The organism is Candidatus Methylacidithermus pantelleriae (genome assembly GCF_905250085.1).
GTDB classification, from domain to species: domain Bacteria; phylum Verrucomicrobiota; class Verrucomicrobiia; order Methylacidiphilales; family Methylacidiphilaceae; genus Methylacidithermus; species Methylacidithermus pantelleriae.
Window position 1 is genome coordinate 115,627 of sequence record NZ_CAJNOB010000034.1, and the last position, 12,799, is coordinate 128,425.

Here is a 12,799-nt window from a genome sequence, read left to right on the forward strand (position 1 = left end):
CCTGGTCGGGCTTTAGACCTCTTCCATGGTTAAAAACCAAGGGGGCTTGTAGGGCACTTTCCGGTCAAAAGCTCCCGTTGGATTGCCGATCGTCGGAACTTTTAGGGGAACTTATGGCGCAAGACCAACGCCTTTTTTTCGATTTCCGTTGTTTAATTCTCGGCGTCTCAGGACCGTGACCAGTTGGGGGACGGTTGGACAGGAGGATTGGAGATAGACCCCTTTTCCGAGAGGAGCGGTGTTGGCTGGAGAATGGGGCAACCATTGTAAGGGGTACGTTTGGAAGGTCTTCGTCGATCAAGCGGTGGAGACTTTGGAAGAAGGGTTCAATGGATCGGAAATGTGCGCGTGGGAAAAGCGGGAGAAAAGAAACGCCAGCGGCATTAAGAGGAAAACCAAAAGCTTATGAGAAACGTCTTATGCAAAAAGCCGCTTTTTTGGTAGGTTTGGTTTGCGGGGAGCTGCTAATAGCTCTTTTTCAACGTGAAGACAGAGGAGCTTCTCGGTACCTCAGCGCTAGGGATTTTTGCGGTCGCTATTCTGCTCCTGACGGGAACGCTTCTTTACAGAGAATATCGAGAGGACCAAAAAGAAAAAGCCAAGGCAGAATTTGCAGTTGCACTGGACCGGATCATTTCGTCAGCACCCGGAAGCGAGGCCCAGAGGCGGTTAGGGGAGCGAATCCGAAGCATTTTGGCTGATCCCCAAAAGCTCACGGAAAAGTCGGTCGACGAACTTCGTTCGGTCGGTCAGGAGGCCAAAAAATTGGCCAACCAGCTTCGTTCCGCCTTGCGGGAAGCCGAATCGGCGAAGGAGGAGATTGCACGCCGTCGAAAAGTGGCTTCTCCCGATGAGGTGGTGACTTTTTTCCAGGCGGGCCGCATGGGGGAACTTTCCCGTAGAGCGGTTGCCTTTGACCAAATGGCCCATCAGATTGACGAGAGTCTTATCCCAATGGTGGAGGAGGCAATCGCGTCGGCAAAACAGCAATCCGAAAAGCCTCAGGAGAGGGGTCGCTCGGTTAAGAGATAGCATATCGCAAAAAGGAATCAGAGAGGATATCGGGAAAAGGAATCAGAGGGGAGTCGATTCGACAGGAGAAAGAGCAGGCGTTAGATTATGTTCAAGAACCTGGAACGGTGGCGACAATGAAAACGATGCGTTTGAGTCTCCTACTAGGGGCAGCGGCGGCTTTGGCGGCTATTCCGACAGGAGTTGCTGTGTACCAGACTTACCAGGGTCACCAGCGAGAAGTAGCCAAGGCGGAGTTTTCGCGCACGTTCGATCGTTTGCTTGCCAAGGCTCCCCGGCGCGAGGATCTAAACCAACTGTCCGAACAACTACGAGCGCTTATGGCAGATCCGGCGAAGATCACGCAATCCACTGTAGGGGAGCTAGAGCAACTGGCGAGCCGTGCAGCGGACAACGCAAGGCAGGCGCAAGAAGTGGTTCGGCAAATCGAGCAAGCCAAGGAAGACATTGCTCGCCGGTATCATTTAGTGGCCTCCGATGAACTTGTGAGCTATTTACAGACACAAAGGATCCAAGAGATCCAGCGGTTAGGAGATGCTTTCGAACGCTTCGCTAGTGATGTCCGGAACCAGTGGATTCCCCTTGCCCAGAATGCCTTGGCCAACCCGCCTCAAGGGCAAACGGTTTCAGAAGGTGTAACGTCGGGGCAGGTTCCAGGCGGGTCTCAGCCCTCTGGGGTAGCGCGCTCCCTGGGGGGGTCCCATAGTTACGTGCGGAGATACGGGTATGCCGCAGCCGGGTCCGGTTATCCGGACGAGTATGGTTATCTAGCAAGTGGTTCGACTTACGTCGGCAACTACGCCGATTTTGCGACGGGACCGATCTACGCCGATTACTACGACTACGATTACGACGACGCATATGATTATGGCGATCTCGATTACGACTGGGATTACGGGTACAGCTATGCCTATGCCCCCACGGTTGCTATTGGCCTCTGGCCATGGTGGTGGAGTTGGTGGCCTTGGTGGGGCTGGGGGTGGTGGCCCGGCTGGGGCGTCGGGATCGGTTGGTGGTCCCCAGGTATTAGCATTTCCTTTGGATGGGGTTTTCCTTGGGTCGGTTGGGGAGGCTGGTGGAGTCCGTTTTGGTGCTGGAGACCTTGGTGGTGTGGTCCCTCCTGGTGGGGATGGAATGGATGGTGGGGAGGGAACCGGTGGTGGGGATGGAATGGGGATCCTCCTGGTGGTCGATGGTTTGGCTGGGGCAATCGGTGGGGAAATTTCTGGGCGAACCGGTGGGGAAATTTCGGAAACATGGCCCGCTGGAACCAGTTGGGCGGGGCGACTAACATCGCAAACTTTAATCGGATGACTCCCTGGAACCGGTTTCAAGCCTTAGGCAACCGGGGGTTTGTGGGCAATGGTCTGGGGAATCGTTTTTCGGCTTTGTCCGGCGCGCAGGATCCTTCCCGAAACTTGGCAGGGCTCAATGGGCGATTGGGTAATGAGATCGGACAGCGGTCGACAGTTCTTTCCGGAGGAAATCGAGGATTCTCCTCGAGTCTCCCAGCTTCCCGGGGCTTCCAGTTTGAGCGTGCCCCGCAAAACCGTTTTGGGAATGTGAACCCAAGGGGAGGAGCAAACTTGGGCAGGGGCGGTTTTCGGTTCAGCCAGCCACCGAGCAGGTCCTTCGGAGGAGCCTCTGCGGGTAGAACATTTCAGCCGGCAAGAGGGATGAGTGCCTTTCGGTTCTCCCCTCCTCGGAGCTCGGCTGGTTTGTCGCGCGCTCAAACGTTGCGACAGTTTTCCGGAGGTAGGTCGCGCTTCTGGAGTGGAGGAGTTCATTCCTTTGGTGGAGCCAGATCCTGGGGCACGTCTAGGAGCTTCGGGGGCTTTCGTGGGATTTCTCCGGTGGGTCGTGGGGGATGGGGAGGCGGCTGGAGACCGAGCCATGGGGGCTTTCGGTCCTTTGGAGGTATGGGTGGTTTTCGAGGCGGTGCTTTCCGTGGATTTGGAGGGGGATTCCGTGGTGGCGCTTTTCACGGAGGAGGTTTCCGGGGAGGAGGGTTTCACGGGGGAGGCTTCCGCGGAGGGGGTTTCCATCGCTAATCGTCCTTTTGGCGAGGCTCTCGCCGGTTTTTCCTAGGAAGTCTACTCCCCGTGGAGCTTTTCCAGCGCTCGGGATACTCGTGGTGGCTAGGGGGTGTCGTAGAATGGGTAGTTGAGGTCTCATTTCTTGGTCTTTGTCGCAGGATTCTGCGGAAGCCTGTCGTCTTTTACCAGGGATAACGCTTTTTGGATCCAAGATCGCGGCGCAGCTTCCTCTGGCTGTAAGTCCTGGTGGAAAGCCTGCTTTCTTCTTCCTCATCTGGAGAGGTATGCGTTTGCGAAACGCAAAGAGGGCTCCATAGGAGGAAATGTGGACCCGCGGACCTTTGGAGGATAGAAAGGACTTCTGTAGATGCAAGAGCCGGTTGTTGAGGTTGAAGCACTCGGAAAACGATTCGGGCCCACGGTCGCAGTTGAAGATCTTACGTTTCGGGTTTGGGAGGGAGAAACCGTCGGATTACTTGGCCCGAATGGGGCTGGAAAGACTACGGTGATCCACATGCTTTTGGGCCTGACCTTACCGAGCTGTGGGACGATCCGGGTGTTTGGTCTTCCGATGAATGGACACCGGGTCCAGATTCTCCAAAGGTCGAATTTTGTCTCGGCTTACACGAATTTACCCACCAACTTACGTGTTTTGGAGAATTTGCGGATCTTTGCTCTCCTGTACGGACTCCGGCGAGCGGAACGGAAAATTTGGGAACTTTTGGAACTGGTGGAAATTCCCCATCTCGCTCGAAAGGTCACCGGGGTGCTTTCTTCGGGTGAAATGACCCGGGTTAATCTGTGCAAGGCTCTTCTAAATGATCCCGAGCTTCTCCTCCTGGACGAACCTACTGCAGGGTTGGATCCCGATATTGCAGACAAAGTTCGTAGGCTTCTTCAACGGCTGCAGAAAGAAAGAAGGATCACCATGATCTATACATCTCATAATATGAGGGAAATTGAAGAGCTTTGTGATCGAGTCCTTTTTCTCTACCGAGGCAGACTTTTGACGGAGGGACCTCCGAAGGAGGTTGCCGTGCGTTTTGGAAGGAAGTCCTTGGAGGAGTTTTTCATTTCCCTGGCAAGGGAGGGTAAGTCAGCAGTCGAACCTCCCCGTTCCGCTAGTCCATGAAGTTGTGTCGAATCCAGGCGCTTCTCCTGCGGTATCTTTTCGTTTACCGCAACCCCCTCCGCAGTCTGGAGGCCTTTTTCTGGCCGGTCATGGACCTCTTGGTGTGGGGTTTTGTCACCCACTACCTAGAAAGTGCCCACCGAACCCTGCCTGCCGGGATCACGTTTCTCATCGGAGCCATGATCTTTTGGGACATCCTTTACCGCTCTCAGCAAGGGTTAACCCTAGCCTTTCTCGAGGATGTGTGGTCTCGTAACGTGTTAAACCTTTTTTCTTCTCCCCTTCATCTCCGGGAATTTTTAGCGGCTACCTACTTGGCTGGTTTGCTCAAAACGACCGTGATCGCGGTCCTTTTGACGCTGTTGGCGTACAGTCTATGGGGGTTTAACCTCTGGGCCATCGGAACCCGGTTAGCTCCTCTCACGGGCAACCTCATCCTTATGGGATGGAGCTTGGGTATGTTGACCACAGGATTAATCCTTCGCTGGGGCCAAGCCGCCGAGGCATTGGCCTGGGCCGTTCCTTTTTTCATTCAACCCTTTGCTGCGGTGTTCTATCCCTTGGCGGTCCTTCCTAGCTGGGTGAGAAGGTTTGCCTGGTTCATCCCGGCCACCCACGTTTTTGAGGGCCTTCGAGAGGTACTGTCGTCCGGGCAGCTTTCGTGGAATCATCTCCTTTGGGCGAGCGGTCTTAATGCGATCTATCTGCTTTTAGCAGGAGTGTGTTTTTACCGGTTGTACACTTCGGCGCGAGTACGCGGGCTATTAACGAAGCTAGGCACTCATTGAAGGGGCTTGGGGTTGTCTTTAAGCGTGGAAGATCGAAACTCGATACGCACGAGCCTCCAGCCCGTCCATCTCCATTGAAACCATAGCCGGAGATTGGACTCGTCCACCCGAAAAGCTCCCCACCGTGGGAAGGAGAAACGCCAGGGATGTCCTCTTTGCTTATCGCCGAGAGGGTTGTCCTTTTGCCAGGAAGGATGAGGCAATCGAAAAAGTGGTTCCTCGTTTCCCTCCTTTTGCTTTAAAAGTTCGGCAAGAGTCGTAGGGGTCACAAGGAAATCCACCAAGGGATCGACGAGAGCTACCCCTAGTTTTCCGGCCAGTGCCTGGAAAAGTTGCTCCCAAGGGTCTTCTTCCTCCGGTTGCCCAGGCGGAGGATTGCGCAGGATCCGGGCCTTAAGTTCCTGTTTGAGCGAAGCCCGTAGGCTCGCGAAATCGACCAGTTTTTCCAAGCTTACGGCATCCCCTTCCTTAACCGCGCGCCGGAGAGCCTCGTACGCGAAGAAGGGAGAAAGAAAGTACCAGAGGGCAAAAGCCAATAAACCCAGACTTGCAAGCGCCCCTACCTTTTTCACCTTTTCGACTCCCTTGCCGAGCTCTTGCGCGGGGCACAAACGGTAACTTTCCTTTTGACTGCCCTATCGTGGGGGTGAACCATCGCGCCTCCCAAAAAGGGCGCTTTGGCCCTCAAAGGAAAAGAATTTCTCAAGGGTTGGAATAAGAGAAACCTTTCCGGTCTGGAAAAAAACCCAATCGCTATGCAAACATACCGCCGCGGCCCGGATGGGAAAAAAGTTCCAGGTCTTCTTGGTGGTTTTTCGTTACAAGTCGCCTTCCCGGAGGCGCCATTTTTTTCCGTATCCGCTGGGACCCTCGCTGCCACTGCTCGAGAAGAGCTTGGGCACGAGCCAATACCGCAGCTGGCAGCCCAGCCAGCTTGGCGACAAAAATTCCATAGCTTCGATCCGATTCGCCCGGGCGAACCGTATGAAGAAAGCGAATCCCTTCTGGCCCCTCTTCGACGCTCATCTGCCAGGTTTCGATTCCGGGCCGTTCATGGGATAAAGCGACAAGTTCGTGGTAATGGGTCGCAAAAAGCGTGAGGCATCCAATCCGGTCGTAGAGATGTTCGGCAACCGCCCAGGCAATGGCCAGGCCGTCGTAGGTATCTGTGCCGCGCCCCACCTCGTCCAGAAGAACCAGGCTTCGTTGTGTGGCTTCCGCAAGGATCTGGCTGACCTCTGACATTTCTACGAAAAAAGTGCTCCTTCCCCGAGCCAGCTCATCGGAAGCTCCTACGCGAGTAAAAATGCGGTCCAGTAACCCGAGGCGCGCGCGGCCAGCAGGCACAAAGCAACCGATTTGAGCCAAAAGACAAATGAGAGCGACCTGCCGCAAATACGTGCTTTTGCCGGCCATGTTGGGTCCGGTAAGGAGAATGAAACGACGCTGGCGATTTAAGAACGTGTCATTGGGAACAAATCGCGCCATACCCAAAACCTGCTCAAGGACAGGGTGCCTCCCCTGTTCGATCTCGATACAAGGCTCCTCGACAAACTCCGGACGGACATACTTTCGTTCGGTAGCTAGTACCGCCCATCCCAAAAGAACATCCAATTCCGCCAGCGCTTCGGCAGTCTTATGAATGGCTTCTCCTCTCTGAAGAATAGCCTGGCAGAGTTCTTCTAAAATGGATTTCTCCCGTTCCCTGGCCTTTTGCTGCGCTTCCAAAATCTCCCATTCGACCTGTCTTAGTTCCCGAGTGGTGTAGCGCTCTACGTGGGCTAGGGTTTGCTTGCGCTCGTAATAGGGCGGTACAAGCGAAAGATTGGGCTTGGTAACTTCCAGATAGTAACCGAGAACCTCGCTGTACCCAATTTTCAGCGATCGGATGGCGGTCTTTTCCTGTTCTTCTCGAAGGAACTTTGCCATCCAGTTTTTTCCTTCCTGAACCGTCTTCCGGAACCGGTCCAGCTCCGCATCCCTTCCTTCCCGTATCACCCCTTCCGAAGACCCGCGGGAGGCGCTTTCTGGATCAAGCGTTTGTTCCAGTAGCTCCACCAGCTCCGCTTGAGGCAGGATCGTTTCGCGTAGTTCCGAGATCCGCGCGACCGAAAACCCTTGCAGATACTCTCGAACGGGCCCAAAGGATCGAAGGGATTCCTTGAGAGCCAAAAGATCCCGGGCACTGGCCATCCCATGAAGAATTCGTGTTAACTGCCGCTGGGGGTCTCCCAGCGTCGCAAGGACCTTTCGGAGTTCCTCCCGCCGTTCGGGATGGGACAAAAAACCAGCAATGGTTTCGTGGCGTTTTTCAATTGCCTTGCGGTTTCGTAAAGGATGCGCAAGCCAGCGTCGTAAAAGCCTTCCCCCGCCAGGGGTTACCGTTCGATCGATCGCCGCTACCAGCGTGAAACGACGATCCCCGGAAGAACTTTCCCATAGCTCGAGGGTTCGTTGTGCCGCCGTATCTAAAACCATCCAGTCAGGGCAGCACAGCCAGCGAGGGCGCGCCAAGGACGGAAGTTTCTGGTGAAGTTCCTCCTCAAGATACTCCAAGAGAGCCCCGGCTGCGCGCAAGGCGGCGGTAGCGTTTCGTAATCGGAAGCTCTCAAGAATTTCCCTTCCCCATCGTCCAGCCAGCCGCTCTTGGGCCAGGTTTTGATCAAACCGTTCCGGTGACCGAAAGACCAAAAGCGTACGGGCGCTTTCCACATAGTGGCTGGGTGGCTCACAAGGAAAGATGTTTTCCTCTTTTTCTCCGAGCCACTCGGCCAGAACTTCCGCCTTCGCGCCGTGCGAAAGAAGTACCTCGCGGGGCCGCAGAGAAAAAAGAATCCCTTTGGTCTCTTCTCCCCGTTCCTGGGTGACAAAAAATTCTCCCGTTCCCAGGTCTGCATAGGCAAGCCCCCAAAGATCGCCTTCTCCCCACAGGGCAGCGCAAAAACGATTCTCGACCACGCTCGATCCCTCTTCCTCCCAATAGCTTCCAGGACTCCAAACTCGGGTGATCATGCGCCGCACAAGCTGTCCCGGCCGGGCCGGTTCCGCCTGCTCGCATATGGCTACGCGTTTCCCCTGCTGCACGAGTCGTCCGATGTAATGAAGGGCATTCTGACAGGGCAGTCCGCACATCGGTACTCCCTGTCGGCTGGTCAGCGTGAGCCCCAAAAGCCGCGACGCTTCGGTAGCGTCCTCATAAAAAAGTTCAAAAAAGTCCCCAAGCTGGAAAAAAAGGAGACAATCGGCTGAAAGTTTCGCTTTGAGTTCCTGGTACTGTTGCAGCATCGGGGTAAGACTGGCAGAAGAGGACGATTCGACCATAGAGACCCAATTCCTTTTTATCGCTCCCGGAGGCGTTTTGTCTATCGCCAACGCTCCCCCTACGGGGAGGGAGGTGCCTTTTTGCCGCAAAAATTTTTTTTTTAGCTTTTCCTTGGGCTGCCTAGAAAATCAGGAAACGACGCACGAAGGACAGTGGGCTCTCTCCATTTAGGGTTTTGTCCTGGCTGCAACCGTTCCTGGCAGGGGAAGAGAAGGGCGGTGCTCGTCTGCCAACTTTTTTCTGGAGAAAGCTTTCTCCTTGCATCGAAAGAAAAATCTTTTCCAATGAACCTGATAATCCTCCATGGAGATCTATTGCCGGGCTTTGGAACGACTCTTAACGCAGGGGAAGCGGAAACCTGATCGCACCGGGGTTGGCACCTATGCCCTTTTTGGAGAACAATTCCGTTTCCGGTTGCGGGAGGGCTTTCCGCTTCTAACAACCAAGCGAATCCATTGGAAGTCCGTGGTGCACGAGCTTTTGTGGTTTCTTCGAGGAGATACCCACATTGGTTATCTTCACCAGCACGGGGTAACCATTTGGGATGAATGGGCCGATCCGGAGGGGAGTCTTGGCAGAATCTATGGTGCGCAGTGGCGCCGATGGAGGGGCCCCGATGGGCAGGTGGTCGATCAGATCGCAGAGCTGGTACATGGAATCCGGACTGACCCCTACAGCCGGCGTCTGTTGGTGACGGCGTGGAATCCAGCGGAGCTGCATCTTATGGCTCTTCCCCCATGCCATGTCCTTTTCCAGGTCTGTGTGCTTGACGGGGAGCTGTCCCTTCAGGTCTACCAGCGGAGTGCCGATTTTTTTCTTGGGGTTCCTTTCAATATCGCTTCTTACGCTCTTCTTACCCATCTTCTGGCTCATATCGGCGGGTTTGTACCAGGAGAGCTTGTGTACACGCTCGGCGACTACCATCTCTATTTGAACCACATAGAACCCGCTCGGATTTTGCTTTCCCGAAAGCCTCGCCCGTTACCAAGGCTGGAAATTTCTCCCGACGTCCGTGAGCTGGAAGAGGTACGTTTTGAACACTTTCGGCTGGTCGGCTATGACCCTCATCCCCCGATTCCCGCTCCCGTTGCCGTGTAAACCGTTTCCCCTCTTGGTGGTTCGGCGGGATGGCGGTGAGTCCGGTTCCCCGGGTTCTGGAAAGCTCGTTTTTCGACAACCGTTTTTGGCCTGCCACGGTTCCTAGGGCAACTCCAACACGTCTCTTACCGGTTGTTGAGGGTGCCGGGATGCCTAATCAACCCCAATTCGGGTCATCATGGAACCTAAAATCCAGAAGCCCCATGGGAAGGGTCTCATCCGGAAGAGACAAACTCTCTAGGGAAAAAGAGTCAAAGGGCTCAAAAGAAGGCCAACCCGGTTTCCATCGGCTTCTTAAAAAAAATCCATCCATTCGCGTTTGTGCCCGAGAAAAACCGTTCCGAAAACCATAAAACGATACACAACTTTTCCCCTACCAGGGAGGATGCTCCGAGACGCCGGTCGAACAGGGCTAGCGACCATTTGCGTGCCGGGGTTTCACCGGCAAAGCCTAGGTGGCGTCCAGTCCCGCCGTTTCCGGGACAGAGGCGCGGGAGGCAAGTTGATCGCCTCCCGACCGGACATGTGCCGCATGCGCCGCTTTCCGTCTTCCCCGGATCCCGGCCATAGAAACGACCATTCGAGTTTGCTCCGGTTGCTTGGGGGTGGGGCAAAAGGTGACATACGCGCCCTTGCAAGTAGGCACGGCTGCCTCTGGTACGGAGGGCCGCTCGCCGACACTCCATCCTTTCCGGCCGAGGGGAGAAAGCCCCCCCTCCTAAAAACTTTCGCCTTGACGACGCGCGTGGTTGACGGCGGCCGATCACACACCTGGAGGCCCGGGTCGACTTTGGTCAGCTCGACTCTGGCAGGAAAAAAGCCGACTTCGCCATCGCGACCGCGTTAGCATGGGCGAAGGAAGAGAGCGAGCCCGAACGGGATCCACCGACTCCAAGTTTGAGCTTCCTCTTGCGAAGATCCCATCGTGTTCGATCACAAGCCCCTTGGCTAATGGAGCACAAGGCCCGGGCGATCTTGTTCCGCGGATGAGCAAAAGTTGCTTTCGCCTGCCCCTCGCTCTTTGCCATGGAGATTGAGTCGAATTCCGCGGATTCCTGCGAGATTACTGAAGTGATCCTCTTCTGCCAAGGCGAGATAATCCCCGTTCCTCTCGATGTTGAGTGCTCTGGCAAGGCGCCGTGTTACTAAGGAAATGGGTCCTCCCCTCGACGCTCGGCAACCACTGGCCACCCTTTTGGTCCCGCACGAAGCGGTAGCGCAAGCGCAAATCCCTCCCAGTTGCGGGTGAGTCTTCCAGCCTTCATGGGCGCGGTCATCATCCAGCTAAAAGGAGAGGGCCTAGAGGATCGCCTCCCGTTCCTAGGCGAAGCTCACGCTTTCCCAAACGAGGTATTGGCTCGGGCGCCCCCATCCGTCCGGCAGCCGTAACCACAAAGCCAATAGGCTCGCGCCGGTGGATACCGTAGCTTGGCAGGAGTAGTTCCCGGCGGTCATGTCCTTCGACCCGAGCACAGAGAAGTGGCTTGTCCGCTCCGCTTGCCAATCCCTCTTCCCCAAACAAGCCCACTTGGGAAGAAGGCCGATCACTTCTAGGGTCATACCGATCTTACGAGCTGCCATGCGGCCTCCCAAACCAAAAGCACGGGCCTCTGGGGTGGTGGGTCCGACCGTTCCGAGGGAGGGCCGCAGTCGGGCAAGATCAGAGCGTCTGAAGGAATCGAACCAACTGCTCGCGATTGGGACTGGTAGCATGCCGGACGTAAAACCCAGAGCAGGCCGCTGCCAGCTGCAGGGAATGGGCTAGGCTCAAGCCAAGAAGGCGTGCTGTGGCAAAACCCGCATTGAAGTGAGCTCCAGCGCCACTCTGTACCTTCGGTTTCGCCGTGTACGGGCCCTCAATCCACACACCTTGAGGTTCTTGGGGGTCCGCGCCGGCGCAGAAACGGGTGGGATGGATGACCACCGTATGAAGCCCAAGCTTTTCGCGAAGAAGGCTTGCTAAGGAGGCGATGCCTTGAGGGGTGGCCGCAGGTTTTTTAAGCCGGAACACCTTCGCTACGTGAAAGGCTTCCGGTTCGTTTAACAGCAAAAAGATGTCATACCTCTCCTGAAACTCCTCCAGAATCTTGAGGGCTCCCAGAAGATCGGGCTCGGCGCGGGCCGAAGGATCTCCCAGGTCAATGAGAACCGGTTTCCGGGCGTCGGAACGGGTAGCGATTTCCGAGAGGATCTTCTTCCAGATCTGGGAGAGGTGGGGGAGCCGCGACCAGTTCAGCATGGCCACCAGGTGAGCCTCATTCCAAAGCTTCTTAAAGTTCGCTTCTCCCAATCTTTTCTTGATTATCTCCCAGGTAAACTCTCCAAGATTTCCCTCCTGCGCCAGCGAGACTCTTTGATCGTCAAACTCGAGAACGTGGACCGGTGCAGGGTCCAAAAGCGGATGGACTGTAGCCCGTTTGCCCAGCTCCGAAAACACGGGGTGTAGCGACTCGCTGCCGCACATCCCTACGTAGTGGACAGGGGCTCCGAGGGTGCTCAACCCAAAGGCTGTCTGCGGTCCGTCCCCTGCCATTCGGGTGGTTTCGTGGACGATTTCTAGCCAGAGGGTTGAGGCTCCCCCCCGCAGTTTCGAAAGGAAATCTTCCAAGCTACGATAGGGAGCCCACTTCGTCGGCCCTTGCCGCTCCTGGACAACACGATAGGTGTGTTCCACAAACCCATCGAAACCCACCAAGCAGGGGCATTTGAGAAGTTGGGCTCGTGACCCAATCAACCGTTCAGCTGTCTGGCGTGCGAGGCGGGAATCGGTCACCGTGGGCGCTTATAGCAAGAATTCTCTTTCTTGACAAGCTGGTGGAGGACACCAGGATGAGGCCGTTTAGGCAAACCGCCGGGAGGATCGTTGTGCGCAGATGCCGGGTCGGCTTCAACGGGCTGGGAAATGGACGCTTACGATCGCTCCATCCAGCGGTAGTGGTCCGTTTACGATGAACGAAAGCAAGCAATGGAGTGATTTTCCTACTTGTCTAGCCGCTCTTTTGGGTTTTGGCGCTGTTGCTTTGGGTGCGTATGGAGCTCATGGGTTACGGGTAGCCCCAGAGCTCCATGTCATGTGGGAGAAAGCGGTCCAGTACCAGATGGTTCATTCGGCAGTCCTCCTAGCTCTTGCGTCCCGCTTTCAGAGGTATGCCGTTGGGTTTGCGGGTTTGGCTCTAGGGCTTCTTTTCTTCAGTGGCAGCCTCTACCTCTATGTCCTGGGATTTTCTCCGGCTATCCTCAAACTCACGCCTGTCGGAGGGACGATTCTTTTGCTCTCTTGGATCTCTCTGGCTTGGCAGGCGCTGTGGTCAAGGAAACCCAAAGACTAATCGCGAATCGAAGCCCTTCGGGTGCCCGGGGGAACCCTTGGCAAGTTTGACAGGTTTTGGCT

Annotated in this window: 12 protein-coding genes; 6 read left to right on the forward strand and 6 right to left on the reverse strand. The window is 55.6% G+C overall.

Features of this window, described 5'->3' with window-relative positions:
- The first annotated feature begins 483 nt into the window (after positions 1-483).
- The 4 genes from KK925_RS07945 (at position 484) to KK925_RS07960 (ending at position 4,988) form a co-directional block, all read left to right on the forward strand.
- Positions 484-1,032, forward strand: coding sequence for a hypothetical protein (locus tag KK925_RS07945; RefSeq protein WP_174582244.1), 549 nt, complete (start codon positions 484-486; stop codon positions 1,030-1,032).
- A 116-nt stretch (positions 1,033-1,148) separates the two neighbouring features.
- Positions 1,149-3,083 carry a coiled-coil domain-containing protein gene (locus tag KK925_RS07950; RefSeq protein WP_174582157.1) on the forward strand — a complete coding sequence of 645 codons (1,935 nt, stop codon included), beginning with the start codon at positions 1,149-1,151 and terminating at the stop codon, positions 3,081-3,083.
- A 352-nt stretch (positions 3,084-3,435) separates the two neighbouring features.
- The gene (locus KK925_RS07955; RefSeq protein ID WP_174582245.1) at positions 3,436-4,200 is read left to right on the forward strand and encodes an ABC transporter ATP-binding protein; all 765 of its coding nucleotides are present in this window, start codon (positions 3,436-3,438) and stop codon (positions 4,198-4,200) included.
- A complete protein-coding gene (locus KK925_RS07960; RefSeq protein WP_174582246.1) occupies positions 4,197-4,988 on the forward strand; it encodes an ABC transporter permease in 792 nt (263 codons plus the stop codon). The genes KK925_RS07955 and KK925_RS07960 overlap by 4 nt, the downstream gene beginning before the upstream one ends.
- Here KK925_RS07960 and KK925_RS07965 read toward each other — a convergent pair.
- Together KK925_RS07965 and mutS are read right to left on the reverse strand one after the other, a co-directional pair.
- Complete coding sequence (locus KK925_RS07965; protein WP_174582247.1) at positions 4,982-5,560, reverse strand: DUF2939 domain-containing protein; 579 nt, start codon at positions 5,558-5,560, stop codon at positions 4,982-4,984. The genes KK925_RS07960 and KK925_RS07965 overlap by 7 nt on opposite strands.
- A gap of 181 nt (positions 5,561-5,741) precedes the next feature.
- Entirely contained in the window at positions 5,742-8,309 is a 2,568-nt protein-coding gene (gene mutS / locus KK925_RS07970) for a DNA mismatch repair protein MutS (RefSeq protein ID WP_174582248.1), read from the reverse strand.
- A gap of 304 nt (positions 8,310-8,613) precedes the next feature.
- On the opposite strand from mutS, the gene KK925_RS07975 reads away from it, so the two are divergent.
- Positions 8,614-9,408, forward strand: a complete 795-nt coding sequence (locus KK925_RS07975; protein ID WP_174582249.1) for a thymidylate synthase — start codon at positions 8,614-8,616, stop codon at positions 9,406-9,408.
- 451 nt (positions 9,409-9,859) lie between these two features.
- On the opposite strand, the gene KK925_RS11290 is transcribed toward KK925_RS07975, so the two are convergent.
- The 4 genes from KK925_RS11290 to KK925_RS07990 form a co-directional block, all read right to left on the reverse strand.
- Complete coding sequence (locus KK925_RS11290) at positions 9,860-9,988, reverse strand: hypothetical protein (protein ID WP_268905640.1); 129 nt, start codon at positions 9,986-9,988, stop codon at positions 9,860-9,862.
- 214 nt (positions 9,989-10,202) lie between these two features.
- On the reverse strand, positions 10,203-10,436 hold the full coding sequence (locus KK925_RS07980) for a hypothetical protein (RefSeq protein ID WP_174582250.1): 234 nt from the start codon (positions 10,434-10,436) through the stop codon (positions 10,203-10,205).
- 292 nt (positions 10,437-10,728) lie between these two features.
- Entirely contained in the window at positions 10,729-10,989 is a 261-nt protein-coding gene (locus KK925_RS07985) for a hypothetical protein (protein WP_174582251.1), read from the reverse strand.
- Between the two features lie 79 nt (positions 10,990-11,068).
- Positions 11,069-12,181, reverse strand: coding sequence for a carbohydrate kinase family protein (locus KK925_RS07990; protein WP_174582252.1), 1,113 nt, complete (start codon positions 12,179-12,181; stop codon positions 11,069-11,071).
- A 100-nt stretch (positions 12,182-12,281) separates the two neighbouring features.
- On the opposite strand from KK925_RS07990, the gene KK925_RS07995 reads away from it, so the two are divergent.
- Positions 12,282-12,737 (forward strand): DUF423 domain-containing protein, encoded by a 456-nt coding sequence (locus tag KK925_RS07995; RefSeq protein ID WP_214096416.1) that lies wholly within the window; start codon positions 12,282-12,284, stop codon positions 12,735-12,737.
- Positions 12,738-12,799: the final 62 nt, after the last annotated feature.

What these genes read in the sequence shown, in the direction of transcription:
- KK925_RS07955 (WP_174582245.1), top strand. Translation starts at nt 3,436, where the DNA reads ATGCAAGAGCCGGTTGTTGAGGTTGAAGCACTCGGAAAACGATTCGGG.
- KK925_RS07960 (WP_174582246.1), top strand. Translation starts at nt 4,197, where the DNA reads ATGAAGTTGTGTCGAATCCAGGCGCTTCTCCTGCGGTATCTTTTCGTT.
- KK925_RS11290 (WP_268905640.1), bottom strand. Translation starts at nt 9,988, where the DNA reads ATGGTCGTTTCTATGGCCGGGATCCGGGGAAGACGGAAAGCGGCGCAT.
- KK925_RS07975 (WP_174582249.1), top strand. Translation starts at nt 8,614, where the DNA reads ATGGAGATCTATTGCCGGGCTTTGGAACGACTCTTAACGCAGGGGAAG.
- KK925_RS07980 (WP_174582250.1), bottom strand. Translation starts at nt 10,436, where the DNA reads ATGGCAAAGAGCGAGGGGCAGGCGAAAGCAACTTTTGCTCATCCGCGG.
- mutS (WP_174582248.1), bottom strand. Translation starts at nt 8,309, where the DNA reads ATGGTCGAATCGTCCTCTTCTGCCAGTCTTACCCCGATGCTGCAACAG.
- KK925_RS07950 (WP_174582157.1), top strand. Translation starts at nt 1,149, where the DNA reads ATGAAAACGATGCGTTTGAGTCTCCTACTAGGGGCAGCGGCGGCTTTG.
- KK925_RS07985 (WP_174582251.1), bottom strand. Translation starts at nt 10,989, where the DNA reads ATGGCAGCTCGTAAGATCGGTATGACCCTAGAAGTGATCGGCCTTCTT.
- KK925_RS07995 (WP_214096416.1), top strand. Translation starts at nt 12,282, where the DNA reads ATGCCGGGTCGGCTTCAACGGGCTGGGAAATGGACGCTTACGATCGCT.